This window comes from Enterobacter cloacae complex sp. CARB60, from assembly GCF_036487345.1.
Lineage (GTDB): Bacteria > Pseudomonadota > Gammaproteobacteria > Enterobacterales > Enterobacteriaceae > Enterobacter > Enterobacter asburiae_D.
Genome location: NZ_JAZKLC010000002.1, coordinates 3,319,269 through 3,345,977, shown reverse-complemented (window position 1 = coordinate 3,345,977; position 26,709 = coordinate 3,319,269). Strand labels below are relative to the sequence as shown.

25 protein-coding genes are annotated in these 26,709 nt (G+C 59.1%); 14 read left to right on the top strand and 11 right to left on the bottom strand.

The features are described from left to right. Positions 1-33: 33 nt before the first annotated feature. From galM to modE, 6 genes are all read right to left on the bottom strand, one after another. Positions 34-1,077, bottom strand: a complete 1,044-nt coding sequence (gene galM, locus V4835_RS17110) for a galactose-1-epimerase (RefSeq protein WP_331412981.1) — start codon at positions 1,075-1,077, stop codon at positions 34-36. Beyond that, positions 1,071-2,219, bottom strand: coding sequence for a galactokinase (gene galK, locus V4835_RS17105; RefSeq protein WP_029739550.1), 1,149 nt, complete (start codon positions 2,217-2,219; stop codon positions 1,071-1,073). Before galK ends, galM begins: the two co-directional genes overlap by 7 nt. 3 nt (positions 2,220-2,222) lie before the next feature. After that, complete coding sequence (galT, locus tag V4835_RS17100; protein ID WP_047648356.1) at positions 2,223-3,269, bottom strand: galactose-1-phosphate uridylyltransferase; 1,047 nt, start codon at positions 3,267-3,269, stop codon at positions 2,223-2,225. 9 nt (positions 3,270-3,278) lie between these two features. Further along, positions 3,279-4,295 carry a UDP-glucose 4-epimerase GalE gene (gene galE, locus V4835_RS17095; protein WP_024908784.1) on the bottom strand — a complete coding sequence of 339 codons (1,017 nt, stop codon included), beginning with the start codon at positions 4,293-4,295 and terminating at the stop codon, positions 3,279-3,281. Between the two features lie 201 nt (positions 4,296-4,496). Beyond that, positions 4,497-5,969, bottom strand: coding sequence for a molybdate ABC transporter ATP-binding protein ModF (modF, locus tag V4835_RS17090; protein WP_331412979.1), 1,473 nt, complete (start codon positions 5,967-5,969; stop codon positions 4,497-4,499). Positions 5,970-6,036: 67 nt separating this feature from the next. Then, entirely contained in the window at positions 6,037-6,825 is a 789-nt protein-coding gene (gene modE, locus V4835_RS17085) for a molybdenum-dependent transcriptional regulator (protein WP_331412978.1), read from the bottom strand. 127 nt (positions 6,826-6,952) lie between these two features. Here modE and V4835_RS17080 point away from each other — a divergent pair, with 127 nt between their 5' ends. The 4 genes from V4835_RS17080 to modC all read left to right on the top strand — a co-directional run bounded on the left by V4835_RS17080 (position 6,953) and on the right by modC (position 9,803). Further along, complete coding sequence (locus tag V4835_RS17080) at positions 6,953-7,102, top strand: AcrZ family multidrug efflux pump-associated protein (RefSeq protein WP_008501118.1); 150 nt, start codon at positions 6,953-6,955, stop codon at positions 7,100-7,102. Positions 7,103-7,279: 177 nt separating this feature from the next. After that, complete coding sequence (modA, locus tag V4835_RS17075; protein ID WP_331412977.1) at positions 7,280-8,053, top strand: molybdate ABC transporter substrate-binding protein; 774 nt, start codon at positions 7,280-7,282, stop codon at positions 8,051-8,053. Continuing rightward, positions 8,053-8,742: a molybdate ABC transporter permease subunit gene (gene modB, locus V4835_RS17070; RefSeq protein ID WP_032649484.1), complete on the top strand. Its 690-nt coding sequence runs from the start codon at positions 8,053-8,055 to the stop codon at positions 8,740-8,742. The genes modA and modB overlap by 1 nt, the downstream gene beginning before the upstream one ends. 2 nt (positions 8,743-8,744) lie before the next feature. Next, positions 8,745-9,803: a molybdenum ABC transporter ATP-binding protein ModC gene (modC, locus tag V4835_RS17065; protein WP_032661184.1), complete on the top strand. Its 1,059-nt coding sequence runs from the start codon at positions 8,745-8,747 to the stop codon at positions 9,801-9,803. On the opposite strand, the gene V4835_RS17060 is transcribed toward modC, so the two are convergent. Then, complete coding sequence (locus V4835_RS17060) at positions 9,804-10,622, bottom strand: pyridoxal phosphatase (RefSeq protein WP_331412975.1); 819 nt, start codon at positions 10,620-10,622, stop codon at positions 9,804-9,806. Between the two features lie 140 nt (positions 10,623-10,762). On the opposite strand from V4835_RS17060, the gene pgl reads away from it, so the two are divergent. Further along, on the top strand, positions 10,763-11,758 hold the full coding sequence (gene pgl / locus V4835_RS17055; RefSeq protein WP_331412973.1) for a 6-phosphogluconolactonase: 996 nt from the start codon (positions 10,763-10,765) through the stop codon (positions 11,756-11,758). An 87-nt stretch (positions 11,759-11,845) separates the two neighbouring features. On the opposite strand, the gene V4835_RS17050 is transcribed toward pgl, so the two are convergent. Further along, positions 11,846-13,129 (bottom strand): putative acyl-CoA thioester hydrolase, encoded by a 1,284-nt coding sequence (locus tag V4835_RS17050; protein ID WP_063143130.1) that lies wholly within the window; start codon positions 13,127-13,129, stop codon positions 11,846-11,848. A 224-nt stretch (positions 13,130-13,353) separates the two neighbouring features. Between V4835_RS17050 and hutI the strand changes: the two genes are divergently transcribed. The 5 genes from hutI (at position 13,354) to hutH (ending at position 19,598) form a co-directional block, all read left to right on the top strand. After that, positions 13,354-14,577 (top strand): imidazolonepropionase, encoded by a 1,224-nt coding sequence (gene hutI, locus V4835_RS17045; RefSeq protein ID WP_331412971.1) that lies wholly within the window; start codon positions 13,354-13,356, stop codon positions 14,575-14,577. Then, the gene (gene hutG, locus V4835_RS17040) at positions 14,574-15,512 is read left to right on the top strand and encodes a formimidoylglutamase (RefSeq protein WP_331412969.1); all 939 of its coding nucleotides are present in this window, start codon (positions 14,574-14,576) and stop codon (positions 15,510-15,512) included. Before hutI ends, hutG begins: the two co-directional genes overlap by 4 nt. 19 nt (positions 15,513-15,531) lie before the next feature. Then, the gene (locus tag V4835_RS17035; protein WP_024908773.1) at positions 15,532-16,266 is read left to right on the top strand and encodes a histidine utilization repressor; all 735 of its coding nucleotides are present in this window, start codon (positions 15,532-15,534) and stop codon (positions 16,264-16,266) included. Between the two features lie 126 nt (positions 16,267-16,392). Continuing rightward, positions 16,393-18,078 (top strand): urocanate hydratase, encoded by a 1,686-nt coding sequence (hutU, locus tag V4835_RS17030; RefSeq protein ID WP_148242800.1) that lies wholly within the window; start codon positions 16,393-16,395, stop codon positions 18,076-18,078. Further along, on the top strand, positions 18,078-19,598 hold the full coding sequence (hutH, locus tag V4835_RS17025) for a histidine ammonia-lyase (protein WP_063143125.1): 1,521 nt from the start codon (positions 18,078-18,080) through the stop codon (positions 19,596-19,598). The genes hutU and hutH overlap by 1 nt, the downstream gene beginning before the upstream one ends. Before the next feature lie 536 nt (positions 19,599-20,134). Here hutH and V4835_RS17020 read toward each other — a convergent pair. Both V4835_RS17020 and bioA read right to left on the bottom strand, forming a co-directional pair. Then, positions 20,135-20,611 (bottom strand): kinase inhibitor, encoded by a 477-nt coding sequence (locus V4835_RS17020; RefSeq protein WP_014831139.1) that lies wholly within the window; start codon positions 20,609-20,611, stop codon positions 20,135-20,137. 48 nt (positions 20,612-20,659) lie between these two features. Beyond that, positions 20,660-21,949, bottom strand: a complete 1,290-nt coding sequence (gene bioA / locus V4835_RS17015) for an adenosylmethionine--8-amino-7-oxononanoate transaminase (protein ID WP_442877317.1) — start codon at positions 21,947-21,949, stop codon at positions 20,660-20,662. 86 nt (positions 21,950-22,035) lie between these two features. Between bioA and bioB the strand changes: the two genes are divergently transcribed. The 4 genes from bioB to bioD are packed head-to-tail and all read left to right on the top strand — an operon-like array spanning position 22,036 to position 25,663. Further along, on the top strand, positions 22,036-23,076 hold the full coding sequence (bioB, locus tag V4835_RS17010; protein WP_331412967.1) for a biotin synthase BioB: 1,041 nt from the start codon (positions 22,036-22,038) through the stop codon (positions 23,074-23,076). Continuing rightward, entirely contained in the window at positions 23,073-24,230 is a 1,158-nt protein-coding gene (bioF, locus tag V4835_RS17005; protein WP_331412966.1) for an 8-amino-7-oxononanoate synthase, read from the top strand. The genes bioB and bioF overlap by 4 nt, the downstream gene beginning before the upstream one ends. Further along, positions 24,214-24,969, top strand: coding sequence for a malonyl-ACP O-methyltransferase BioC (gene bioC, locus V4835_RS17000; protein WP_331412964.1), 756 nt, complete (start codon positions 24,214-24,216; stop codon positions 24,967-24,969). The genes bioF and bioC overlap by 17 nt, the downstream gene beginning before the upstream one ends. Next, on the top strand, positions 24,962-25,663 hold the full coding sequence (bioD, locus tag V4835_RS16995; RefSeq protein WP_331412963.1) for a dethiobiotin synthase: 702 nt from the start codon (positions 24,962-24,964) through the stop codon (positions 25,661-25,663). Before bioC ends, bioD begins: the two co-directional genes overlap by 8 nt. On the opposite strand, the gene V4835_RS16990 is transcribed toward bioD, so the two are convergent. Continuing rightward, positions 25,626-26,348, bottom strand: coding sequence for an ABC transporter ATP-binding protein (locus V4835_RS16990; RefSeq protein ID WP_331412962.1), 723 nt, complete (start codon positions 26,346-26,348; stop codon positions 25,626-25,628). The genes bioD and V4835_RS16990 overlap by 38 nt on opposite strands. Positions 26,349-26,709: the final 361 nt, after the last annotated feature.

The window sequence follows — 26,709 nt, the reverse complement described above, 5'->3', positions numbered from 1 at the left end:
CGTAGGCCCGTGCAAGCGTAGCGCCGCCGGGCGTTAAGCGCGCGGAGTGAAATGATACTCGGTGACGCTCACGTACTCTTCACCCGGGCGCAGCACGCAGTCCGGCTGTGGCCATTCCGGATGGTTCGGGCTGTCCGGCAGGAACTCGCTCTCCAGCGCCAGGCCTTGCCAGTCGCTGTACTCAACGTGTTCGCGCGCCGTCGTGCCGCCGAGGTAGTTGCCTGAGTAAAACTGCAGGGCAGGGGCAGTGGTATAAACCGTCATCTGCAGTTTTCCATCCGCAGACCAGACCTGCGCGGCAGGTTGTTTTACATCGCCTTTTGCCTGCAGCAGGAAAGCGTGATCGTATCCTTTCACCTTACGCTGATCGTCATCGCTCAGGAAATCCTGGGCGATGGATTTCGCGCTGCGGAAGTCAAAGCTGGTGCCGCTCACGTCTTTGAGGCCCTGATGCGGAATGCCCATTTCGTCAACCGGCAGATACGTATCCGCCAGGATCTGCAGCTTGTGGTTACGCACGTCGCACTGGTTACCGTCCAGATTAAAGTACGCGTGATTGGTCAGGTTGACCGGACACGGCCTGTCGACCGTCGCACGGTATTCAATGGCGATACGGTTGTCGTCGGTCAGCGTAAAGCGCGCGAACGCGGTAAGGTTTCCGGGGAAGCCCTGATCGCCATCAGGCGAATCCAGCGAGAACAGCGCTTCCCCGTCGTTTTGACGAACAATCTTCCAGCGGCGCTTATCAAACCCGTTCGGTCCGCCGTGCAGCTGGTTCTCACCCTGGCTTGGAAGCAGGGGATACTGCACGCCGTCGAGCTCAAAACGGCTCTTCGCGATGCGGTTAGCATAGCGCCCAACGGACGCGCCCAGATAGGCGGACTGATTGACGTACTGCTCAGGCGAGGCGCAGCCGAGCAGGGTCTCGCGCACGCTGCCGTCCGGCATCGGTACGCGGGCAGAAAGAAGGGTTGCCCCCCAGTCCATCACCGTAACGACCATCCCCGCGCTGTTGCGCAGGGTTAACAGGCGATACGGCAGACCATCCGGTGCAAGAGTAGGTGTTTCGTTTAGCACTGTCCGGCTCCTTGTGATGCTTTGCAAACATAGAAGGTTTCTTTGATACCCGTTTTTGCTTCGTACTGCTTAGCAACGGCGTCCTGTACGGCAGGAACCAGCTCTTCAGGCACCAGCGCAACGATACAGCCGCCAAAACCGCCGCCCGTCATGCGCACGCCGCCTTTGTCGCCGATGGTGGCCTTGACGATGTCCACCAGGGTGTCGATCTGCGGAACGGTGATTTCAAAATCATCGCGCATGGAGGCGTGGGATTCCGCCATCAGCTCACCCATACGTTTCAGGTCGCCTTTTGCCAGCGCGGACGCGGCTTCAACGGTACGGGCATTTTCCGTCAGCACGTGGCGAACGCGTTTGGCGACGACCGGATCCAGCTCGTGTGCCACCTTATTGAACTCATTGAGCGTCACGTCGCGCAGGGCTGGCTGCTGGAAAAAGCGAGCGCCCGTTTCGCACTGTTGGCGGCGTGTGTTGTATTCGCTGCCCACCAGCGTGCGCTTAAAGTTGCTGTTGACGATAACCACAGCCGCGCCCTTCGGCAGAGGAACGGCTTTGGTGCCAAGTGAACGGCAGTCGATCAGCAGCGCGTGCTCTTTTTTGCCCAGCGCGGAGATCAGCTGGTCCATAATGCCGCAGTTACAGCCCACGAACTGGTTTTCTGCTTCCTGGCCGTTCAGCGCAATTTGCGCGCCGTCCAGCGGCAGGTGATAAAGCTGCTGGAACACGGTACCCACGGCGACTTCCAGAGACGCAGAGGAGCTTAAGCCCGCACCCTGCGGCACGTTGCCGCTGATTACTAAATCCGCGCCGCCAAAGTTCTTGTTACGCTTCTGAAGGTGTTTCACCACGCCGCGCACGTAGTTAGACCACTGCTGGCTATCGTGCGTCACAATCGGGGCATCGAGGGAAAACTCGTCCGTCTCATTGCCGTAATCCGCCGCAATTACGCGAACCTTACGGTCGTCGCGCTTTGCGCAGCTGATGACGGTCTGGTAATCGATGGCGCACGGCAGCACGAAACCGTCGTTATAGTCGGTGTGTTCACCGATCAGATTAACGCGACCAGGTGCCTGGATAACGTGGGTGGCAGGGTAGCCAAATTTTTCAGCAAACAGGGATTGTGTTTTATCTTTCAGACTCATTTTTTAGACTCCTGATTCGCGATAGTGGACGTCGCTAACGGCACGCAGACGCTCTGCCGCCTGTTCCGCCGTCAGGTCACGCTGGGTTTCCGCCAGCATTTCATAGCCCACCATAAATTTACGCACCGTCGCAGAGCGCAGCAGCGGCGGATAGAAATGGGCGTGCAGCTGCCAGTGTTGATTCTCTTCGCCGTTAAACGGGGCGCCGTGCCAGCCCATGGAGTACGGGAAGGAGCACTGGAAAAGATTGTCGTAACGGCTGGTCAACTTTTTCAGCGCCAGCGCAAGGTCGTCGCGCTGCGCGTCGCTGAGATCGGTAATGCGCTGCACGTGCGCTTTCGGCAGCAGCAGCGTTTCAAACGGCCAGGCGGCCCAGTAAGGGACAACGGCCAGCCAGTGTTCGGTTTCCACCACGGTGCGGCTGCCGTCCGCCAGCTCACGCTGGGTGTAATCCACCAGCATCGGCGAACCGTTTTCCGCGTAATACGCTTTCTGCAGACGGTCCTCGCGCTCGGCTTCGTTAGGCAGGAAGCTGTTCGCCCAGACCTGGCCGTGCGGGTGCGGGTTAGAGCAGCCCATGGCCGCACCTTTGTTTTCGAACACCTGCACCCACGGATAGCTCTGCCCCAGCTCTGCGGTCTGCGCCTGCCAGGTGCTGACGACCTCTTTCAGCGCGTCCACGCTCAGCTCCGGCAGCGTTTTGCTGTGATCGGGCGAGAAGCAGATCACGCGGCTGGTTCCGCGCGCGCTTTCGCAGCGCATCAGCGGATCGTGGCTTTCCGGCGCGTCCGGGGTGTCGGTCATCAGGGCGGCAAAATCGTTGGTGAAGACGAAGGTGCCTTTGTAGTCCGGGTTTTTATCGCCCGTTACGCGCGTGTTGCCCGGGCAGAGGAAGCAGTCCGGGTCGTGCTGTGGCAGCGTTTGTTTTGCAGGCGTCTCCTGCGCCCCCTGCCAGGGGCGCTTGGCGCGATGCGGAGAAACCAAAATCCATTGCCCGCTTAACGGGTTAAAACGACGATGCGGATGATCGACGGGATTAAATTGCGTCATGACGGATCCTTAGTCCGGATAGCCTTGCGGGTGGCGTGACTGCCAGTGCCAGGTATCCTGTGCCATTTCATCAAGCGTGCGCGTCACACGCCAGTTAAGCTCTTTGTCGGCTTTGGTGGCATCGGCCCAGTAAGCAGGCAGGTCGCCATCACGACGCGGGGCGAAGTGGTAGCTCACCGGCTTGCCGCAGGCTTTGCTGAAGGCGTTAACCACGTCCAGCACGCTGCTGCCAACCCCGGCGCCGAGGTTGTAAATATGCACGCCCGGCTTGTTGGCCAGCTGCTGCATCGCGGCCACGTGGCCGTCGGCCAGATCCATCACGTGGATGTAGTCACGCACGCCGGTGCCGTCTTCGGTAGGGTAGTCATTGCCAAAAATCGCCAGCGAGTCGCGGCGGCCTACGGCAACCTGGGCGATATACGGCATCAGGTTGTTCGGGATGCCCTGCGGATCTTCACCCATATCGCCTGACGGATGCGCGCCGACCGGGTTGAAGTAGCGCAGCAGCGCGATGCTCCACTCCGGCTGTGCTTTTTGCAGGTCGGTCAGGATCTGCTCCACCATCAGCTTGCTTTTGCCGTACGGGCTTTGCGGTGTACCGGTCGGGAAGCTTTCAACGTAAGGGATTTTTGGCTGATCGCCGTAGACGGTGGCGGAGGAGCTAAAGATAAAGTTTTTGACGTTGGCCGCACGCATGGCGGAGATGAGACGCAGGGTACCGTTGACGTTGTTGTCGTAATACTCGAGCGGTTTCGCAACGGATTCACCGACCGCTTTCAGACCCGCGAAGTGGATCACCGCTTCGATGGCGTGGTCGTGAAGGATCTCGGTCATCAGCGCTTCGTTGCGGATGTCGCCTTCTACGAAAGTAGGTTGTTTACCGCCGAGACGTTCAATCACAGGCAGTACGCTGCGCTTACTGTTGCACAGGTTGTCGAGGATGATGACGTCGTGACCGTTTTGCAGCAATTGCACGCAGGTATGACTACCTATGTAACCGCTACCACCTGTTACCAGAACTCGCATATTTCGCTCCATTGGGCTTATGGTATGTAATAACCATAGCATAACAGAGTCGCGAAAAGTGTGACATGGGATAAAATAGTGGAATCGTTTACACTCGTTTTCACTCTCGCTTTTACAATGACTCCGAGCATTCTAGATCAAAGGGATAGCGATGTATTGATGCAAGTTATCTGAAAAAGAGGAGGGCAGAGCCCTCCACGGTTAATCGACGTTGCTGAGAAGGTAGCGATAGCCCTCACCGTCCGGAACAAATTCCAGGCGATGCGTGATGCAGGAGGGGGCATCTTCGGCATGGTGTGAAACGAACAGCAGCTGCGTTTCACCTTCGCTAATCAGCACGTCCACAAAGCGGCGGATAAGCTGTCGGTTTAACGGATCCAGCCCCTGAAGCGGTTCATCCAGAATGAGCAGCGTAGGATGTTTCACCAGCGCGCGAACGATCAGGGCCAGGCGCTGCTGCCCCCACGACAGGCTATGAAACGGCGCGTCAGCGACCCGGTTGTCCATGCCGAGGATATCCAGCCACTGCTGGACCAGCTTTTGCTGTTTATCCGACACCGCCTGATAAATGCCGATGGAATCAAAATAGCCGGAAAGGATCGCGTTGCGAACCGTGGTACTGACCCGGTAGTCCAGATGCAGGCTGCTGCTGACGTAGCCGATATGTTTTTTAATATCCCAGATGGTTTCGCCGCTGCCGCGACGCCGACCAAACAGCGTCAGATCGTTGCTATAGCCCTGCGGGTGATCGCCGGTTATCAGGCTCAGCAGCGTGGATTTTCCCGCGCCGTTAGGGCCGACAATCTGCCAGTGCTCGCCAGGATTAACCGTCCAGCTTAGACGGTTAAGGATCGGGCGATCGTCATAAGAGACTATCCCATCGCGCAGCACGATGCGCGGCTGGTGGGGATCGAGCGCATGGCGGGCCGAAGGGGCGTCAGGTTCCGGAAGGGTAATACCGTCGAGTTGTTCACTGTGCGCGAGCTGGGCGATCAGCGCCTGCTTAAGCAGCGCTGTTTTTTCACCGGTCTCGGTCAGGTTACAGTCAGCCAGTACGCCTGCGTGCTGGATAAAATCGGGAATTTCATCGAAGCGGTTAAGCACCAGCACCAGGGTATATCCCTGCTGATTAAGCGACTCCAGCAGGGACGCCAGCTGCGCACGGGACTGCACGTCAAGGCCGTCGAACGGTTCGTCGAGGATAAGCAGCTCGGGCTCGCTCATCAGCGCCTGACAAAGCAGCGTCTTCCGCGTCTCGCCGGTAGAAAGGTATTTAAAGCGCCGGTTCAGCAGGGCGGTGATGCCGAACCGTTCTGCCAGGCGCTGACAGCGGGCGGGATCTTTCACCTCATCCTGAATAATTTCCGCCGTCGTGCGGCCGGTATCTTCTTCGCCAGGGCTGAGCAAATCGGTGTTGTTGCGCTGCCACTCGTCGCTCACCAGCTTTTGCAGCTGTTCAAATGACAGACGCGTCAGGCGCGTAAAGTCATTTTGATATTCACCCTTAAGGAGGGTGAGTTCGCTGGCCAGCGCGCGGGCCAGCGCGGATTTACCGCTGCCGTTAGTGCCGACAAACGCCCAGCTTTCACCCGCGCGTATCGTCAAATCAGCAATCGCCAGCGTTCGGGTATCGCTAAGACGAAACGTGCCTTGCGAAATATGCAATGATGACATGATTTATCCCTGTTTTTGCAGCAATAGATATCAGGGATACGCACTGTCGGCGCGATTGTCAATGCGCTCAGCACAATGTGGCGATAATCACCCTGTCCGCGTTGAACCAGGCGGTGACCACAGTACCTTCTTCTAGACCGTCCGCTTCGCTAAGCGGTATCGTCGCGCAAAGCGGTTGCCCGTCTGCCAGGGTCATCAGCACTTCGCACTGCGCCTGGCCGCGTTTGATATGGCTGATTGCGCCCTGTAGCTGGTTATCGGCTGCCTTTGCGGTATCGGGATCGCGCGTGATATTGACCCACGGTGCTTTCAGCAGCACCAGCACCTCTTTACCTTCATCCAGCTCAAGGCGCTCTGCGCTCTGCGCCGTGATTGCGGCTTTCAGACGGGTGGTGCCATCGGCAAGCAGGATCTCAATATGCTGCTGTACCTGGAGATTATCGCGCGCCGTCACCGTTCCAAACCACTGGTTGCGGGCGCTGGTTTGTAACGAGAAGCGGGAGATGGCGGCCAGCAAGCTGTCCAGCGGAACGTTATCGTCGTCGCTCAACACGTCAAACGCTTTTTGCTGGATCTGTGCCAGCAGATCGTAAAGCTGAATAAGACGCTGGCCATAGCGCGTCACGATGGCTCCGCCGCCGCCTTTGCCGCCCGTGGCTCTGTCCACCAGCGGTTGTTCGCTCAGGGTGTTCATTTCGTTAATGGCGTCCCAGGCGCTTTTGTAGCTAATGCCCGCGTTTTTCGCCCCCTGGCTAATCGAGCCCGTTTGTTCTATTTGTTTAAGCAGGGCGATACGTCGCGGATCGGCGAAAAGCTTTTGCTGAAGTCGTAGAGTGAGGAGAATTTCGGCCTGCATAACAGTGTCCTGGCAAAAAGAGTATTGTGGCCTAAATGGGGCAGGGCGCAAAGGGTACCGCACAAAAGGGGATGATTTTCTCACCTGAAAGGGTAGAATAAACCGTTCACAATATCTGGAGAAAACCATGTTAGAGTTGTTGAAAAGTCTGGTATTCGCCGTGATCATGGTACCAGTAGTGATGGCCATCATCCTCGGTGCCATCTACGGCCTGGGTGAAGTGTTCAACGTCTTTTCGAACATTGGTCACAGAGACCAGGCTAAAAAGCAGCATTGATTCCCCAAAAACGCCCGGCAAGTCCGGGCGTTTTGCTCTCAAGATTTCCTCACTTTCGCCGATAATATTTAACGCATCACACAGATTTACCCCTTCAGCGGTACGATTAAACGCTGGGATCTCCCTGACGTTACCGTTATATTAATATGTATATAACGCTACTCACAGGAGTTACAAATGGCACGTACATGGGTACGCCTTTTCGCAGGGGCAACGCTGACGCTTTCACTTACCGGATACGCGCTGGCGGACGAGGGTAAAATCACGGTCTTTGCGGCGGCGTCGCTGACCAATGCAATGCAGGATATCGCGGCGGCGTATAAAAAAGAGAAAAACGTCGAGGTGGTCTCCTCGTTTGCCTCTTCCTCGACGCTGGCGCGTCAGATAGAAGCGGGCGCACCGGCGGATCTGTTCATTTCGGCTGACCAGAAGTGGATGGATTACGCGGCGGAGAAGAAATCGATCGATGCGACAACCCGCGAAACGCTGCTGGGCAATAGCCTGGTTGTTGTGGCGCCAAAAGCCAGCGCGCAGGCGGACATCACCATCAATAAAGAGACCAACTGGACGAGCCTGCTGAACGGTGGCCGTCTGGCGGTGGGCGATCCGGAGCACGTTCCGGCCGGGATTTACGCCAAAGAAGCGCTGCAAAAGCTGGGCGCATGGGAGACATTGTCACCGAAGCTGGCCCCGGCGGAAGACGTACGCGGCGCGCTGGCGCTGGTTGAGCGCAACGAAGCCCCGCTGGGCATTGTGTATGGCTCCGATGCCGTTGCCAGTAAAGGTGTAAAAGTGGTCGCAACGTTCCCGGAAGACTCCCACAAGAAAGTGGAATATCCTGTTGCGATTGTTGATGGGCATAAAAATGCGACCGTGACGGCCTTCCGCGATTACCTGAAGGGCCCGGAAGCGTCCGCAATCTTTAAACGCTATGGATTTACGACTCACTGATGATATTGACCGATCCTGAATGGCAGGCTGTTCTGCTGAGCCTTAAAGTCTCTTCCCTGGCGGTTGCGCTGAGTTTGCCCTTTGGGATCTTCTTTGCCTGGCTACTGGTTCGCTGCCAGTTTCCCGGCAAAACGCTGCTCGACAGCGTGCTTCATCTTCCGCTCGTTTTGCCGCCCGTGGTGGTCGGCTACCTGCTGCTGATTTCGATGGGGCGACGCGGTTTTATCGGTGAGAAGCTCTACGACTGGTTTGGGCTGACGTTTGCTTTTAGCTGGCGCGGTGCGGTACTGGCGGCGGCGGTGATGTCATTCCCGCTGATGGTAAGGGCGATACGCCTCGCGCTGGAAGGCGTGGACATAAAGCTCGAACAGGCGGCCCGCACGCTGGGCGCAGGGCGCTGGCGCGTCTTTTTCACCATCACGCTCCCCCTGACGTTACCCGGCATTATTGTTGGTACGGTGCTGGCCTTCGCCCGCTCGCTGGGCGAGTTTGGCGCGACGATCACCTTTGTGTCGAACATCCCCGGCGAGACGCGAACCATCCCCTCGGCAATGTATACCCTGATTCAAACGCCGGGCGGTGAAGGCGCGGCGGCGCGGCTATGTATTATTTCAATCGTGCTGGCGCTGGCATCGCTAATGGTGTCTGAATGGCTGGCGCGGCTTAGCCGCGAGCGGATGGGGAAATAAGCATGCTGGAACTCCATTTCACCCAGACCCTGGGAAACCATACCCTGACGCTTAACGAGACGCTGCCTGCAAGCGGTATTACCGCCATCTTTGGCGTGTCGGGAGCGGGAAAAACGTCGCTGATTAATGCCATCAGCGGCCTGACCCGCCCGCAGTCAGGCCGTATTGTCCTGAATGACCGCGTTCTGAATGACGTGGAGAATAAGGTTTACCTCTCGCCGGATAAACGCCGCATCGGCTATGTTTTCCAGGACGCGCGCCTGTTCCCGCACTACAGCGTGCGCGGCAACCTGCGTTACGGCATGGCGAAAAGCATGGCCGGGCAGTTTGATAAGCTGGTGACGCTGTTAGGCATTGAACCCCTGCTCGACAGGCTACCCTCCTCGCTCTCCGGCGGAGAAAAACAGCGTGTGGCCATTGGCCGCGCGTTGCTGACCGCACCCGAACTGCTGCTGCTCGACGAACCGCTGGCTTCGCTCGATATTCCGCGTAAACGCGAGCTTCTGCCTTATCTACAGCGCCTGACGCGCGAAATTAATATTCCGATGCTCTACGTCAGCCATTCGCTGGATGAGATCCTCCATCTGGCCGACAAGGTACTGGTGCTGGAAGAGGGCAGCGTTAAGGCGTTTGGTAACCTCGAAGAGGTGTGGGGCAGCAGCGTAATGCACCCGTGGTTACCCCGGGAACAGCAGAGCAGCATCCTGAAAGTGAGCGTTCTGGAACACCATCCACACTACGCGATGACCGCCCTGGCGCTGGGTGACCAGCATCTTTGGGTCAATAAGATCGACAAACCGTTGCAGTCCGCGCTGCGAATTCGCATCCAGGCGTCGGACGTCTCGCTGGTGCTGCAGCCGCCGCTGCAAACCAGTATTCGAAATATTCTGCGCGCCAAAGTCGCGGAGTGTTTTGATGATAACGGGCAGGTGGAAGTGAAGCTTGAAGTGGGCAGCAGGACGCTCTGGGCGCGCATCAGCCCGTGGGCCAGGGATGAGTTAGGGATCAAACCCGGCCTGTGGCTTTACGCGCAAATTAAGAGCGTCTCGATCACCGCCTGATTACAGCAGGTGGGTATAAATGTACTGCGCGATGCTGTCGGTAGTGTTGTCGCCAATCACCACGTTGGCACGGGCTTTGACCGCGTCGTCGGCATTGCCCATCGCTACGCCGGTACCGGCGGCTTCCAGCATGCTGATGTCGTTGTAGTTATCACCAAAGGCGACAACATCCTGCATCGACCAGCCTTTTGATTCCACAAACTGCGTCAGACGCTTGCCTTTGCTGTTGCCTTTGCGGGCAATATCTACCTGGTCATGCCAGGACCATTCGCACTCCAGACCCAGCGTCTGCTCCACGTGTTTTGCGAAGGTGTTCAGTTTGGTGGTGTCTTCATCCGTCAGGGCGAATTTCCAGATAGCCTCAACGTCCTGGGCTGCCTGACGCAGGGAGGAAACCTGGGTAAAGACCGGACGCTGCGCTTCAGGCAGGGACAACGCCCAGTTGCTGGTGCGTACTACATGGCCAGTAGGGCGCTCGTACACCATCGCGTTGTCCACGTACATCAGGCCGTGAATGGCGTGCTCATCCAGCAGATCAATCAGTTGCAGCGCCTGGGGAACCGGCAGCGGGTCGGATGCTAAAACCTTTTTTGCCTGATAATCATACAAATAAGTGCCATTACAACAAATTGCAGGTGTATCTAACGCCAGTGCCTGATAAAAAGGGTGAATGGCAACGTGATGTCGACCCGTTACGATAAGGAGTTGATATCCCACTTCCTGCGCGCGTTTAAGCGCCTCAAGGGAGGAGGGGAGAAGGGTTTTTTGCGGCGTCAGTAAGGTACCGTCTAAATCCAGAGCAATCACACGCGAGGTCATCTGTTTTCCCGGGTTAATATTGAATTTACGTTTTGATGGGATGGTACACCGAGAGGCGAACGCTTCAAAATTCCTGTCGACAATTCAGCATTCACCGTCAAAAGTTAACTACTTTCATGCGCAGTGAGGAGTGAATATTCATGAAACAAACCGTTTATACCGCCAGTCCTGAAAGCCAGCAGATCCACGTCTGGCGTTTAAATACCGAAGGGACACTCACGCTGGTTCAGGTTGTTGATGTGCCAGGCCAGGTGCAACCGATGGTCATCAGCCCGGATAAACGTTTCTTGTACGTGGGTGTGCGCCCGGAGTTCCGCGTGCTGGCCTATCGCATTTCTCCGGACGATGGCGCGCTGACGTACACTGCCGAAGCACCACTGCCGGGCAGCCCAACCCATATCTCTACCGATCGTAAAGGCAACTTTGTCTTCAGCGGCTCTTATAACGCGGGCTGCGTCAGCGTAACGCGTCTGGAAAATGGCATTCCGGTCGAGACCGTGGATGTGGTGGAAGGGCTTGAAGGCTGCCACTCGGCGAATATCACGCCGGATAACCGCACGCTGTGGGTGCCTGCGCTGAAGCAGGATCGTATCTGCCTGTTCACCCTGAGCGACGATGGTCACCTGGTGGCGCAGCATCCTGCCGAAGTGACTACCGTTGAAGGCGCGGGTCCGCGTCATATGGTCTTCCATCCGAACCAGCAGTACGCCTACGTGGTCAATGAGCTGAACAGCTCTGTGGACGTCTGGGAGCTGAAAGATCCTAACGGCCAGATTGAGTGCGTGCAGACGCTGGATATGATGCCGTCTGACTTCTCCGATACCCGCTGGGCGGCGGATATCCACATTACGCCAAATGGTCGCCATCTGTACGCCTGTGACCGTACCTCCAGCCTGATTACCGTGTTTAGCGTCTCTGAGGACGGCAGCGTGCTGGCGATTGAAGGGTTCCAGCAAACGGAAACCCAGCCGCGCGGCTTTAATATCGATCACAGCGGTAAATACCTGATTGCGGCGGGGCAGAAATCCCACCACATCGCGCTGTATGAAATTAAAGGCGAGCAGGGGCTGCTGGAAGAGAGAGGACGTTACGCCGTCGGCCAGGGGCCAATGTGGGTCGTGGTAAACGCTCACTAAGCGGCTAAAAGCAAAAAACCTCGCGAATGCGAGGTTTTTTTATCTCTGTAGGCCGGGTAAGGCGAAGCCGCCACCCGGCAAAACAGCTTACTGCTTCGGCTCTGCAACCACTTTGCTACCCAGACCGCGGTTGTTGTATTCCCACATGCGGTTGAAGTTAGCGTCGTTCAGGTTGCGCTGCACGTTTCCTTTATCATCCACCGTACCGGTATTGCCGGAGAATGGACGTTTGGAGATCGCGGCATCAGCCCACGGCTTCGCCATGTTGAAGCCTTCGTTGATCACGCTGTCGCGGATCACGACCTGGCCGTTAGTCGCAGAGTCCACGTCCAGGGAGCGTCCCAGCTGCGCCACGCCGTCACCGGCTGCGTTAAAGCGGCTGTTCACGGCCAGGAAGCCGTAGAAGAGGTTAGACTGGGTTGCCGGAGCAAACACGTAGCCTTCCTGCTGAGTACGTGAATTCACCACGCGGAAATCGGTGTTATCAAATACCACCGCGCCGCGGCCGGACACCAGATCCACGTCACCTTCAACGTAGCTGTTGGTCACCAGGGTACGGGTCAGGCGGTTATTCTGCAGGGTGTTCTGCACGCCGCTGTTGGTCACGAAGAAGGTGTTCTGACGGCCCAGAATGTTGACGTTGTTAATCTGCACCTGGTCGCCATCGCTGCGCAGCGCTACGGCCTGGTGGTTACCGGCATCAACGCTGTCGCCCAGGGTATTCTGAATGGTCAGGTTCTGCAGCTGCAGACCGTTATTCTGGGACCAGAATACCGCGGAGCACATCACGCCAATGGTGGCGGAACGCTTGCTCTGGCAGTTATCAAACATGTACCACGCCGGTTTACCCGGCATATATTTACCGGCCGGGTTCACCAGGTGACGCCAGGTGTTGCTGTCGATTTCGGAATCAATCGCCAGGCCAATTTTTACGTCGACCGCTTTTTCGCCCAGACCGTAAAGCGTAATGCTGCCTGGGGCCGCCGGAACATACACGGTGCCTTCATATTCACCTGGCAGGATCGCGATGTACTGGCGAGACGCGCTGTGTTTAGTGATGGCAGCATCAACCGCAGCCTGAATAGAGGTATGCGTTACGCCCTGCGCACCCGCCGGGCCAACCACGAAGTCAGGCTGTTTAGGCAGGTTAATAGACGACGGTGTCCACGGCGCAGCGTTAGGATCCATCGCTGAGAAGTAGTGCGCGCGGTCGAAGTTCTTCGCTTCATCAGCGGACAAAATCGGGCGGGAGGCGGTACCGGGCGCAGCCTGCTCAGAAGGTCGCTGATCCGGTGGAGTTGAACTGCATGCGGATAAGGTCACGCCAAAGGCGAGTGCTAACGCCAGACGGGAAATCCTGGAAATGTTCAAGGTGAAGCTCCTGGGTATGCAAGTCTTTACGGGATAGACGAAATAGCCTGCTTTTTTATACTAAGTTGAGCGAAACGGGAAGATAAAAAGGGTAAAAGTTGCATTTTTAACCCCGGGGCGGCAGGTAAGTGATCACAAATAAATAACATTTTCCGCAAAGTCGGTTGACAGCAGACAGCAGATGAAAATAAATGTCTATACAACCCATGACAAGTGGAATGCCCATGCAGCAGATTCATCCCGACGATGTAATATGGCGAAATGCGCGACTGGCTACGATGGCGCCGGACGTCTCTGCGCCTTATGGACTGAAAGAGCAACATGCCCTGATCGTGCGCGGCCACACCCTTCTGGCCGTGATCCCTGAATCTGACGTTCCTGCCGGACACCCTCACTGTGTCGATCTCCAGGGGCGTCTGGTCACGCCTGGCCTGATTGACTGCCATACCCACCTGGTGTTTGGCGGCGATCGCGCGGCGGAGTGGGAGCAGCGTCTGAACGGCGTCTCTTATCAAACCATCAGCGCCCAGGGGGGCGGGATTAACGCTACCGTGACGGCGACGCGCAGCAGCTCCCCCGAAACCCTGCTTCAGCTGGCGCAGCAGCGGCTTCAGCGGCTGATGAATGAAGGCGTCACTACGGTTGAAATCAAGTCGGGATACGGTCTAAACCCCGAGGCCGAAGAGAAGATGCTGCAGGTCGCGCGCCAGCTGAGCCTCAATAATCCGATCGATATCAGCCCAACGCTGCTGGCGGCGCACGCGGTTCCGCCGGAGTACCGGCAGGATCCGGATGCGTACCTCACGCTGGTTTGCGAGCAGATCATGCCCGCGCTGTGGCAAAAAGAGTTATATGAAGCAGTAGACGTGTTTTGTGAAAACGTCGGCTTTACCCCTTCGCAAACCGAGCGCCTCTTCCAGGCGGCGACTGCGCTGGGTATCCCGGTGAAAGGGCATGTCGAGCAGCTGTCGAATCAGGGCGGCGCGGCGCTGGTCAGCCAGTATAAGGGGCTTTCCGCCGATCATATTGAGTATCTCGACGACGCAGGCGTTCAGGCGATGGCGGAAAGCGGCACGGTTGCCGTCCTGTTGCCGGGGGCGTTCTATTTTCTTCAGGAGCGCCAGCGTCCGCCGGTTGAACGGCTCAGAAAACAGGGGGTACCGATGGCCGTCGCGACCGACTATAACCCCGGCACCAGCCCGTTTGCCAGCCTGCACCTGGCGATGAACATGGCCTGCGTCCAGTTTGGTCTGACCCCTGAAGAAGCCTGGGCTGGCGTCACGCGCCATGCCGCGCAGGCGCTGGGCCGTGGCGCAACCCACGGGCAGCTCAGGGCAGGGTTTGTCGCTGATTTTATCGTCTGGGATGCTCGCCATCCGGTTGAGATGGTCTACGAGCCGGGGCGCAATCCGCTGTATCAACGTATTTTCCGTGGGGAGGCAGTATGAGGTTATGGCGGCCGGTAGCCGAAACGGTCTGGCAGGGGCGCGACGACAGCGCCGAGGCCAGCAATGCTACGCGCATTTTCCAGACGATAAAGCAGCAGGTACAGTTCACGCCGCTTTCATCCGGCATCGCGCTGATAGGCTTTGAATGTGATGAAGGGGTTAAACGCAATCAGGGCAGGCCCGGCGCCGTGCAGGCACCGGATATGCTGCGAAAAGCGCTGGCGAATATGGCGAGCCATCAGGGGCATGAACGGCTGGCGGATATGGGCTCGGTTTACGTTAAAGGCGACGAGCTGGAAGCGGCGCAGCAGGCGTTAAGCGATGCCGTCACGGCCTGCCAGCAGTCCGGGATGCGCACGCTGGTCTTTGGCGGCGGGCACGAAACCGCCTGGGCGCACGGTCGGGGCGTTCTGGATGCGTTCCCTAACGAGCGCGTGGCGGTGATCAACCTTGATGCCCATCTCGATCTGCGCAAGGCCGACCGGGCGACGTCCGGCACCCCGTTTCGCCAGCTGGCGCAGTACTGCGATGAGCGCGGGCGGCAATTTCAGTACGCCTGCTTTGGCGTGAGCCGGGCAGCGAACACGCTGGCGCTGTGGGATGAGGCCGAACGCCTGAACGTCACGCTGGTGGAGGATCTCCATTTCAGGCGCGATGCGCCATCCGCGCTGGAAAAGGCGCTGGCGCAGGCCGATCGTATCTATCTGACGATCGATCTGGACGTCCTGCCCGCCAGCGAAATGCCTGCCGTGTCCGCACCGGCCGCGTTAGGCATACCGGCGCTGGATCTTCTCCCGGTTATCGAACAAATCTGCCGTAGCGGTAAGCTACAGGCCACCGATCTGGTAGAGTTTAACCCGCAGTACGATCGGGACGGACAGGGCGCTAAGCTTGCCGCCCGTCTGGCCTGGCAAATTGCTCACTGGTGGGCATAACACTATTCAAGGAGTCACGATGTTTTCACGCTCACCTCTGCCGCAGTCGAGCCCTCCCGCGCCTTTCTACGAAAAGGTGAAGCAGGCGATCAGCGAAAAAATCGCCACCGGCGTCTGGCGGCCGCACGACCGCATTCCCTCGGAGGCCGAGCTGGTGGCGCAGTTTGGTTTTAGCCGGATGACCGTCAACCGGGCGCTGCGCGAACTGACCGACGAAGGGCTTCTGGTGCGCCTGCAGGGCGTGGGGACGTTTGTGGCGGAACCGAAAGGGCAATCTGCCCTGTTTGAAATCCGCAGTATTGCCGATGAGATAACCTCGCGAAATCATCAGCACCGCTGTGAGGTGCTGGTGCTCGAAGAGACCCAGGCCAGCGCCGAGCAGGCCGTAGAGCTGAATGTCAAAGAAGGCAGCCGTATTTTCCACTCCGTGATGGTGCATTTTGAGAACGACATTCCGGTGCAGATTGAAGATCGCTGCGTGAACGCGGAACGGATACCGGACTATCTGAACCAGGATTACACCCAAACCACGCCGCACGCCTATCTCTCGCTCGTCGCACCGCTCACGGAAGGGGAGCACATTGTGGAGGCCGTGCGCGCCACGCCGCAGGAGTGCGAGCGGCTGCGCATTAAAGAGCACGATCCGTGCCTGCTGATCCGCCGTCGGACCTGGTCCTCGTCGCACATTGTGTCGCATGCCCGGCTGCTTTTCCCGGGTAACCGCTACCGGCTGCAGGGCCACTTTATGTCATAAGTTTTAAAAGCGTGATAGCTAACGCAATATAACAAAATTGTATCTTTTTTGTTAAATCTGACCTTGTGTGTGCTTGTCTATACAAGTATATCTAAATGCATCACTGTCCCGTATGAGGAGCACACAATGTCGTCAGGTAAATACCGCCAGCAGGATGTCCGCGCCGCGCGCGGCACCACACTCACCGCCAAAAGCTGGCTCACCGAAGCACCGCTGCGCATGTTGATGAACAACCTTGATCCTGAGGTAGCGGAGAACCCCCACGAGCTGGTGGTCTACGGCGGCATAGGCCGCGCCGCGCGCAACTGGGAATGCTATGACGCAATTGTAAAATCCCTGACCGAACTCGAACACGACGAAACCCTGCTGGTGCAGTCAGGCAAGCCGGTGGGCGTATTTAAAACGCACAAAAACGCGCCGCGCGTGCTGATCGCCAACTCTAACCTTGTGCCGCACTGGGCTACCTGGGAACACTTCAACGAGCTGGACGCAAAAGGGCTGGCGATGTATGGCCAGATGACCGCGGGTAGCTGGATCTACATCGGCAGCCAGGGGATTGTGCAGGGCACCTACGAAACCTTCGTGGAAGCCGGTCGCCAGCACTATAACGGCTCGCTCAAAGGCCGCTGGGTATTGACCGCGGGTCTCGGCGGCATGGGCGGCGCGCAGCCGCTGGCCGCCACGCTTGCCGGCGCGTGCTCGCTCAACATTGAGTGCCAGCAGAGCCGCATTGATTTCCGTCTGCGTACCCGCTACGTCGATGAACAGGCAACCGATCTGGACGATGCGCTCGCACGCATCAAAAAATACACCTCCGAAGGCAAAGCGGTGTCGATTGCCCTGTGCGGCAACGCGGCGGACATTCTCCCGCAGCTCGTCGCCCGCGGCGTGCGCCCGGATCTGGTTACCGACCAGACCAGCGCCCACGATCCGCTGCACGGTTACCTGCCAAAAGGCTGGACGTGGGAAGCCTATCAGCAAAAAGCGGAAACCGACCCGGAAGGCACGGTACTCGCCGCGAAACGCTCCATGGCAGAACACGTCTCCGCCATGCTGGCCTTTAGCCAGATGGGCATTCCGACCTTTGACTACGGCAACAACATCCGCCAGATGGCGAAAGAGATGGGCGTGAATAACGCGTTCGACTTCCCGGGGTTCGTTCCTGCCTATATTCGCCCGCTGTTCTGCCGCGGTATCGGTCCGTTCCGCTGGGTTGCCCTGTCCGGTGACCCGGAGGATATCTACAAAACCGACGCCAAAGTGAAGGAGATCGTCGCCGATGACGAGCATCTGCATCGCTGGCTGGACATGGCCCGCGAGCGCATTAACTTCCAGGGCTTACCGGCGCGTATCTGCTGGGTAGGGCTGGAGTGGCGTCAAAAACTCGGCCTGGCCTTCAACGAAATGGTGCGCAGCGGTGAAGTTTCCGCGCCGATCGTCATTGGCCGAGACCACCTGGACTCCGGCTCCGTCGCCAGCCCGAACCGCGAAACGGAAGCCATGCGCGACGGCTCGGATGCGGTCTCCGACTGGCCGCTGCTGAACGCCCTGTTGAATACCGCCAGCGGCGCGACCTGGGTATCGCTGCACCACGGCGGCGGCGTGGGGATGGGCTTCTCCCAGCATTCCGGAATGGTCATCGTCTGCGACGGAACCGATGAAGCCGCCGCGCGTATCGCTCGCGTGCTGCACAACGACCCGGCCACCGGCGTGATGCGTCACGCTGATGCGGGTTATGAGATTGCCATTGACTGTGCCAAAGAGCAGGGCCTTAACCTGCCGATGATCCCTGCCACACAAGGAAAGCATTAATGAACGCGTTAACACTCACTCCCGGCTCGCTGACGCTCAAGCAGCTGCGTAACGTCTGGCGCAAGCCGGTCACCCTTTCGCTGGATGCAACGGCCCACGCCGCCATTAATGACAGCGTCGCCTGCGTCGAGGCCATTGTTGCCGAAGGGCGCACCGCCTACGGGATTAACACCGGCTTTGGGCTGCTGGCGCAGACCCGCATCGCAACGCACGATCTGGAAAACTTACAGCGTTCGCTGGTGCTGTCGCACGCGGCGGGCGTCGGCCAGCCACTGGATGATGAGATTGTCCGTCTGATGATGGTCCTTAAAATCAACAGCCTGGCGCGCGGTTTCTCCGGCATTCGCCTGAGCGTGATTCAGGCGCTGATGGCGCTGGTCAATGCGGAAGTCTATCCGTGGATCCCGGCGAAAGGCTCTGTTGGGGCGTCCGGCGATCTTGCGCCGCTGGCGCACATGTCGCTGCTGCTGCTGGGCGAAGGCAAAGCGCGCTGGCAGGGCGAGTGGCTTCCTGCGAAAGAGGCGCTGAAAAAAGCGGGATTAACGCCCATTACGCTGGCGGCGAAAGAGGGGCTGGCGCTGCTGAACGGCACGCAGGCATCGACCGCTTTCGCGCTGCGCGGCCTGTTTGAAGCGGAAGATCTGTTTGCCTCGGCAGTGGTGTGCGGTGCGCTGACCACCGAAGCCGTGCTGGGCTCGCGTCGCCCGTTCGATGCCCGCATCCACGAGGTGCGCGGTCAGCGCGGGCAAATTGATGCCGCCGCGATGTATCGTCACGTGCTTACCGACACCAGCGAAATTGCCGATTCACACCATAACTGCGAGAAGGTGCAGGATCCGTATTCTCTGCGCTGCCAGCCGCAGGTGATGGGCGCGTGCCTGACGCAGATACGTCAGGCGGCAGAGGTCCTGCTGGTGGAGGCCAACGCGGTGTCCGATAACCCGCTGGTGTTCGCCGAGGAAAACGAGGTGGTTTCCGGGGGCAACTTCCACGCCGAGCCGGTGGCGATGGCGGCGGATAACATCGCCCTGGCGATTGCCGAAATCGGCGCGTTGTCCGAGCGCCGCATTGCGCTGATGATGGATAAACATATGTCCCAGCTGCCGCCGTTCCTGGTGCGTAACGGCGGGGTCAACTCGGGCTTTATGATTGCCCAGGTGACCGCTGCGGCGCTGGCGAGCGAGAACAAAGCCCTGTCGCACCCGCACAGCGTGGACAGCCTGCCAACGTCAGCGAACCAGGAAGATCACGTTTCGATGGCACCGGCTGCCGGGCGTCGTCTGTGGGAAATGGCCTCCAACACCCGCGGCGTGCTGGCGGTGGAATGGCTGGCGGCAAGTCAGGGTATCGATCTGCGAGAAGGGCTAAAATCCAGCCCGCTGCTGGAGCAGGCGCGTCATGCGCTGCGCGAGCATGTATCGCACTACGATGACGACCGCTTCTTTGCGCCGGATATTGATAAGGCGATGCAGCTTCTGGAAGAAGGGCGGCTGGTGGAGCTGTTACCTTCGGTGCTGTGATTTTTGCCCGGTGGCGCTGCGCTTACCGGGCCTACGAGTGCGAAATGTAGGCCGGGTAAGGCGAAGCCGCCACCCGGCTTTTTTTATGCGCCAGGCGATGCAGCTTCTGGGAGAAGGGCGGCTGGTGGGGCTGTTACCGCCGGTGCTGTGATTTTTTGCCCGGTGGCGCTGCGCTTACCGGGCCTACGCGTGCGAAATGTAGGCCGGGTAAGGCGAAGCCGCCGCCCGGCTTGTTTTATGCTCCAGGCGATGCAGCTTCTGGAAGAAGGGCGGCTGGTGGGGCTGTTACCTTCGATGCTGTGATTTTTGCCCGGTGGCGCTGCGCTTACCGGGCCTACGAGTGAGAAATGTAGGCCGGGTAAGGCGTAGCCGCCACCCGGCTTTTTTATGCGCCAGGCGATGCAGCTTCTGGAAGAGGGAAGGCTTGTAGGACTGCTTCCTTCGGTGCTGTGATTTTTGCCCGGTGGCGCTGCGCTTATCGTGCCTACGAGTTCGAAATGTAGGCCGGGTAAGGCGTAGCCGCCACCCGGCTTTTTTTATGAATACATCGCCGTAATCGACGCGCTCCCAAGCGAATGGAAATGCACGTTAAACCCTACCATCGCGCCGCTCGCCCCTTCATCGACCTCAATCTTCTCCACATCCAGCGCGTGCACCGTGAAGATATAGCGGTGAGTTTCCCCTTTTGGCGGCGCCGCGCCGCCGTAGCCCGCTTTACCAAAGTCAGTGCGGGTCTGAATGGCGCCTTCAGGCAGGGCAACCAGGTCTGAACCAGAGCCCTGCGGCAGGACGCGCGTGTCGGCAGGCAGGTTCGCTACAATCCAGTGCCACCAGCCGGAGCCGGTAGGCGCATCCGGGTCGTAGCAGGTCACGACAAAGCTTTTGGTTCCGGCCGGAACATCGTCCCACGCCAGGTGCGGGGAGATATTGTCTCCCTGATACCCCATGCCGTTGAATACGTGGCGTTCCGGCAGTTTTTCACCGTCGCGCAGATCTTTACTGATGATTTTCATACGATTTACCCTCGTTGATCGCTCGTCCAGCAAGTGTAATGCATAGGGTTAAATCGTGAAATGCGCGGGAATGTTAACGGCTGTTACGACCGCGTCGGTTAATTTACGCAGCTGCTCTGGCGTAATGCTGTACGGCGGCATCAGGTAGATAAGCTTGCCGAAAGGCCGCACCCAGACGCCCTGCTCAACGAAGAAGCGCTGCAGCACCGCCATATTCACCGGATGGGTGGTTTCAATCACCCCGATGGCGCCCAGCACGCGAACGTCCGCCACAAAATTCGCACCCGAGGCGGCGCTTAGCTCCTCTTTCAGCTGCGCCTCAATCGCCGCCACCTGTGTCTGCCACTCGCCGCTTTCCAGAATGGCCAGACTTTCGCTTGCGACGGCGCAGGCGAGAGGATTACCCATAAACGTCGGGCCGTGCATAAAGCAGCCCGCCTCGCCGTCGCTGATGGTGTCGGCAACGTGGCGGGTCGTGAGCGTGGCGGAGAGCGTCATGGTGCCGCCGGTCAGCGCTTTACCCAGACACAGAATATCCGGTGCGATACCCGCATGCTCACAGGCAAACAGCCTGCCGGTGCGGCCAAAGCCGGTGGCGATCTCATCGGCAATCAGCAGAATGCCCTCGCGGTCGCACATCTTGCGAATACGCCTCAGCCATTCCGGGTGGTACATCCGCATTCCGCCTGCGCCCTGGACAATCGGCTCAAGGATCACGGCGGCGATTTCATGGCGATGCGCCGCCATCAGCCGCGCGAAGCCGACCATGTCCATCTCGTTCCACTCGCCGTCGAAGCGGCTCTGTGGGGCCGGGGCAAACAGGTTTTCCGGCAGATAGCCCTTCCACAGGCTGTGCATGGAGTTATCCGGATCGCACACCGACATCGCCCCGAAGGTATCCCCGTGATAGCCGTTGCGGAAGGTGAGGAACCGCTGGCGCGTTTCGCCCTTCGCGTGCCAGTACTGCAGCGCCATTTTCATCGCCACTTCCACCGCCACGGAGCCGGAATCGGCCAGGAACACGCACTCCAGCGATTCAGGCGTCATCGCCACCAGGCGACGGCATAAATCCACCGCGGGCTGATGGGTGATCCCGCCAAACATCACGTGCGACATCTGGTCAATCTGCGCCTTCATCGCCGCATTCAGGCGCGGGTGGTTGTACCCGTGAATGGCCGCCCACCAGGAGGACATCCCGTCAACGAGCCGCTCGCCGCTGGCGAGGTGCAGCTCGCAGCCGTGGGCCGAAGCCACCGGATAGACGGGCAGGGGGCGGGTGGTGGAGGTGTAAGGGTGCCAGATATGCTGCTTGTCGAAGGCGAGATCGTCCAGGGTCATAATCGACTTGTAAACCATTTTGAAAAGTTTTAGGTTTACGAGTATAAACCGAACCGAAAATTAACAAAACCCTTTGGAGAAGCCCCATGGCTCACCACGCACGCTGGACGATGTCGCAAGTCACTGAATTATTCAACAAACCTTTCCTTGAGCTGATGTTCGAAGCCCAACAGGTGCATCGTCTGCACTTCGATCCCCGCCACGTTCAGGTCAGCACGCTGCTGTCGATCAAAACCGGTGCCTGTCCTGAAGACTGCAAATATTGCCCGCAGAGTGCGCGCTACAAAACCGGCCTGGAGTCCGAACGGCTGATGGAAGTCGAGCAGGTGCTCGACTCGGCGCGCAAGGCGAAAAACGCCGGCTCGACCCGCTTCTGCATGGGCGCGGCGTGGAAGAACCCGCACGATCGCGACATGCCGTATCTGGAGCAGATGGTGAAGGGCGTGAAGGAGATGGGTCTCGAAGCCTGTATGACCCTCGGCACGCTGAATGACGAACAGGCGCAGCGCCTCTCCGCCGCGGGACTGGACTACTACAACCACAACCTCGACACCTCGCCGGAGTTTTACGGCAACATCATCACCACGCGAACCTATCAGGAGCGCCTGGACACGCTGGATAAAGTGCGCGACGCGGGGATCAAGGTCTGCTCCGGCGGTATCGTGGGCTTAGGCGAAACGGTAAAAGACCGCGCGGGCCTGCTGCTGCAGCTGGCGAACCTGCCGACCCCGCCGGAAAGCGTGCCGATCAACATGCTGGTGAAGGTCAAGGGCACACCGCTGGCGGACAACGACGACGTGGATGCGTTTGATTTTATCCGCACCATCGCGGTGGCGCGCATCATGATGCCGACCTCTTTCGTGCGTCTCTCCGCCGGTCGCGAGCAGATGAGTGAGCAAACTCAGGCCATGTGCTTTATGGCCGGAGCCAACTCCATCTTCTACGGCTGCAAGCTGCTGACCACGCCGAACCCGGAAGAGGACAAAGACGTTCAGCTTTTCCGCAAGCTGGGGCTTAACCCGCACCAGACCGAGGTGCTGACGGGCGATAACGAGCAACAGCAGCAGCTGGAGCAGCAGATTTTCAACGCCGACACCGACCAGTTCTACAACGCGGCAGCCGTATGACCTGGCAGGCACGAGTGAATACCGCGCTGGATGAACGCCGGGCGGCAGAGGCGTTTCGCGTTCGCAGGGTGGTGGAAAACGGCGCGGGCCGTTTTCTTACCCGCGACGGGCGGCAGTATTGTAATTTCTCCAGCAACGACTATCTCGGACTGAGCCAACATCCGGCCATCATCCGCGCCTGGCAGCAGGGGGCGGAGCGGTTTGGCGTGGGTAGCGGCGGTTCGGGACACGTCAGCGGCTACACCACGGCGCATCAGGCGCTTGAGGAAGCGCTTGCCGACTGGCTCGGCTACCCGCGCGCGCTACTCTTTATCTCCGGCTTTGCCGCGAATCAGGCGGTCATTACCGCCCTGATGGAAAAAGAGGACCGTATTGTCGCTGACCGCCTGAGCCACGCCTCGCTGCTGGAGGCGGCAAATTTAAGCCCGGCGCAGCTGCGCCGCTTTGCCCATAACGATGCGGGGCAGCTTGCTGCGCTGCTGGATAAACCCTGCGACGGACAGCAGCTGGCGGTCACCGAAGGCGTGTTCAGCATGGACGGCGACAGCGCGCCGCTTGCCGCGCTGCACGAGGCCGCAAAGCGGCAAAACGCCTGGCTGCTGGTGGACGATGCCCACGGGATTGGCGTAATGGGCGACGAAGGTCGCGGCAGCGCGCATCAGCAAAACGTGAAGCCGGAACTGCTGATTGTCACCTTCGGCAAAGGGTTTGGCGTCAGCGGCGCCGCCGTGCTGTGCAGCGAGTCCGTCGCCGACTATCTCCTACAGTTTGCCCGACACCTGATCTACAGCACCAGCATGCCCCCGGCGCAGGCCGTGGCGCTGTCTGCGTCGCTGGCGGTGATCCGCAGCGCAGAAGGGGATGAACGTCGTCAGCGGCTGGCAGAGCATATCTCCCGCTTCCGTCAGGGGCTGGCGGCGCTGCCCTTCCACAGTCCCGATTCGCAGAGCGCTATCCAGCCGGTGATTGTCGGCGAAAACGGCCGCGCGCTGGCGCTGGCGCAGGCGCTGCGCGAGCGCGGCATGTGGGTGACCGCCATCCGCCCCCCAACGGTCCCGCCGGGAACGGCGCGGCTGCGCTTAACCCTGACGGCGGCGCATGAAGCACGGGATATCCAGACGCTGCTGGAGGCGCTCTATGTTGCCGGTGAATAAACAGGCCGTTGCGGCGGCATTTGGTCGCGCCGCGCAGAGCTATTCGCAGCACGATGAACTGCAGCGTCAGAGCGCGGAGGGGCTTCTGGCCGCGCTTGGCGAGAACCGTTTTTCGCAGGTGCTGGACGCGGGCTGTGGTCCCGGCAGCAACAGCCGCTACTGGCGCGGGACGGGAAGCCAGGTCACGGCTATCGACCTCTCAGACCAGATGCTCAACGAGGCGCGTCAGAGGCAGGCTGCGGATCGCTATCTGCTGGCCGATATCGAGGCGATCCCGCTGGCGGATGCGCAGTTCGATCTGGTCTGGAGTCATCTGGCGGTCCAGTGGTGCAGCAGCCTGCCGCAGGCCCTGCGCGAGCTTTATCGCGTGGCGCGACCGGGTGGGAAGGTGGCTTTTACCACCCTGCTGGAAAGTTCGCTGCCGGAGCTGAATCAGGCGTGGAAAGCGGTGGATGAGCAGCCGCACGCTAACCGCTTTTTATCGCATGAGCAGGTGACGCAGGCGCTGGCAGGCTGGCGCTACCGCAGCACGGTGCAGACCATCACCCTCAATTTTAGCGATGCGTTCAGCGCCATGCGCTCGCTGAAGGGCATCGGGGCCACGCACCTGCATGCCGGACGGGAGAGAAAACCGCTGACCCGGGGCCAGCTGCAGCGTCTGGAGCTGGCCTGGCCGCAGCAGCGGGGTCATTTCCCGCTCTCTTATCAACTTTTTCATGGGGTTATCGAACGTGACTGAACGTTATTTTGTTACCGGCACGGACACGGAAGTGGGCAAAACGGTTGCCAGCGCGGCGCTGCTGCAGGCGGCACGGAAGCTTGGGAAAAACACCGCCGGATATAAGCCGGTTGCGTCCGGCAGCGAGATGACGCCGGAAGGGTTACGCAACACCGACGCGCTGGCGCTCCAGCGTAACAGCACGCTTGAACTCGCCTATTCAGCGGTCAATCCGTACACCTTTGCCGAGCCGACCTCGCCGCACATCATCAGCGCTGACGAAGGTCGTCCGATTGATTTCGCGGTGCTGTCTGCCGGGTTACGGACGCTGGAAGGCCAGGCCGACTGGGTGCTGGTGGAAGGTGCAGGGGGCTGGTTTACGCCGCTTTCGGACGCGCAGACGTTTGCCGACTGGGTGCAGGCGGAGCAGCTTCCGGTCATTCTGGTCGTCGGCGTCAAGCTGGGCTGCATCAATCACGCCATGTTGACCGCGCAGGCCGTGCAGCAGGCCGGGCTGCGTCTGGCGGGCTGGATAGCCAACGACGTGGTTGCGCCGGGGAAACGACACCAGGAGTATCTGGCGACGCTCAGGCGTGTACTGCCCGCCCCGTGCCTCGGGGAAATTCCCTGGCTTGCTGACGGCGCGGAAAATGCCGAAACCGGGCGTTATCTCGATCTCAGCGTCTTGCTTCCCGCGACATCCAGTGCGCGATAAGCTCGTCATCCAGTTCGTTAACGTGGCCCTGCGCCACGTTACGCCCGCGATAGAGCATGCAGAAACGGTCCGCAACCCGGCGGATAAACGAAAGCTGCTGCTCTGCTAACAGCACCGTCATACCTAACTCCCGGTTTAAGCGCACCAGCAACTGCCCCAGCTTCTGGGCGAAGCTGTTTCCTGCGCCATGCAGGGGCTCATCAAGGATCAGCAGGTGCGGGCGGTTCACCAGCGCATTAGCCAGCGCCAGCTGGTACTGGTCGTCCGGAGAGAGCGCGTTGGCGCGGGTCTGCCGCAACGCGTAGAGCGCCGGAAACAGGTCGTAAACGTCGCTTTTCGCTTCCGGGTTGGGTTTCCCCATCGCCCGCATGGCGATATGCAGATTTTCCTCAATCGTTAGCTGGGAGAAGATCCGCCTGTCCTGCGGGACATAGCCTATCCCCGGCCCTGAACGCTGTTCTGGCGGCAGGTTAAGCAAGTCGCGGGGCGGGGCGCCCGCCTCATGCCAGATGATGCTGCCGCTTTCGACGGGCACTTTCCCGGCGATGCAATTCATGAGGGTGGTTTTCCCCATCCCCGGCAGGCCAACGACGCCTGTACACATCCCTTGCGGAAAATCCAAATTCACGTTCCATAGCGTATGTTGGCTTCCGTAAAACTGATTCACAGCACGCAGACTCAACATCTTTCTCTCCTTAAAAATGTGTGTAGGTGAGGCTCGAGTTTGAGTGTGCAAAACCCCTGCCAGAAACCGAAAAGTGTTTAAAAAAACGGCTTTTTTAGGAATAAGTCACCGGAGAGGGGGCTGAGAAAAAACGGGATTGCACATCGACGGTGCTGGCGGTGTTGAGTTGTGGTGCAGTGCCCGAAATGATGAAAATGTGAGCAAGATCCCATCGGTTGGTTATGAATGACACAACTGTTAATCATCAAAAAAGAGCTATAAAAATTTTTTACTGCCGTCTCGTGGGAAAAACCGGGAATTTGCCGAGCGCCACGCTGCATGGGCTGGAAGCAGTTATCCACTATTCCTGTGGATAACCATG

Coding starts and splice junctions, on each gene's coding strand:
- galK (WP_029739550.1), bottom strand. CDS start 2,219: ATGAGTCTGAAAGATAAAACACAATCCCTGTTTGCTGAAAAATTTGGC.
- galT (WP_047648356.1), bottom strand. CDS start 3,269: ATGACGCAATTTAATCCCGTCGATCATCCGCATCGTCGTTTTAACCCG.
- galE (WP_024908784.1), bottom strand. CDS start 4,295: ATGCGAGTTCTGGTAACAGGTGGTAGCGGTTACATAGGTAGTCATACC.
- modF (WP_331412979.1), bottom strand. CDS start 5,969: ATGTCATCATTGCATATTTCGCAAGGCACGTTTCGTCTTAGCGATACC.
- modE (WP_331412978.1), bottom strand. CDS start 6,825: ATGCAGGCCGAAATTCTCCTCACTCTACGACTTCAGCAAAAGCTTTTC.
- V4835_RS17080 (WP_008501118.1), top strand. CDS start 6,953: ATGTTAGAGTTGTTGAAAAGTCTGGTATTCGCCGTGATCATGGTACCA.
- modA (WP_331412977.1), top strand. CDS start 7,280: ATGGCACGTACATGGGTACGCCTTTTCGCAGGGGCAACGCTGACGCTT.
- modB (WP_032649484.1), top strand. CDS start 8,053: ATGATATTGACCGATCCTGAATGGCAGGCTGTTCTGCTGAGCCTTAAA.
- modC (WP_032661184.1), top strand. CDS start 8,745: ATGCTGGAACTCCATTTCACCCAGACCCTGGGAAACCATACCCTGACG.
- V4835_RS17060 (WP_331412975.1), bottom strand. CDS start 10,622: ATGACCTCGCGTGTGATTGCTCTGGATTTAGACGGTACCTTACTGACG.
- pgl (WP_331412973.1), top strand. CDS start 10,763: ATGAAACAAACCGTTTATACCGCCAGTCCTGAAAGCCAGCAGATCCAC.
- hutI (WP_331412971.1), top strand. CDS start 13,354: ATGCAGCAGATTCATCCCGACGATGTAATATGGCGAAATGCGCGACTG.
- hutG (WP_331412969.1), top strand. CDS start 14,574: ATGAGGTTATGGCGGCCGGTAGCCGAAACGGTCTGGCAGGGGCGCGAC.
- V4835_RS17035 (WP_024908773.1), top strand. CDS start 15,532: ATGTTTTCACGCTCACCTCTGCCGCAGTCGAGCCCTCCCGCGCCTTTC.
- hutU (WP_148242800.1), top strand. CDS start 16,393: ATGTCGTCAGGTAAATACCGCCAGCAGGATGTCCGCGCCGCGCGCGGC.
- hutH (WP_063143125.1), top strand. CDS start 18,078: ATGAACGCGTTAACACTCACTCCCGGCTCGCTGACGCTCAAGCAGCTG.
- V4835_RS17020 (WP_014831139.1), bottom strand. CDS start 20,611: ATGAAAATCATCAGTAAAGATCTGCGCGACGGTGAAAAACTGCCGGAA.
- bioA (WP_442877317.1), bottom strand. CDS start 21,949: ATGACCCTGGACGATCTCGCCTTCGACAAGCAGCATATCTGGCACCCT.
- bioB (WP_331412967.1), top strand. CDS start 22,036: ATGGCTCACCACGCACGCTGGACGATGTCGCAAGTCACTGAATTATTC.
- bioF (WP_331412966.1), top strand. CDS start 23,073: ATGACCTGGCAGGCACGAGTGAATACCGCGCTGGATGAACGCCGGGCG.
- bioC (WP_331412964.1), top strand. CDS start 24,214: ATGTTGCCGGTGAATAAACAGGCCGTTGCGGCGGCATTTGGTCGCGCC.
- V4835_RS16990 (WP_331412962.1), bottom strand. CDS start 26,348: ATGTTGAGTCTGCGTGCTGTGAATCAGTTTTACGGAAGCCAACATACG.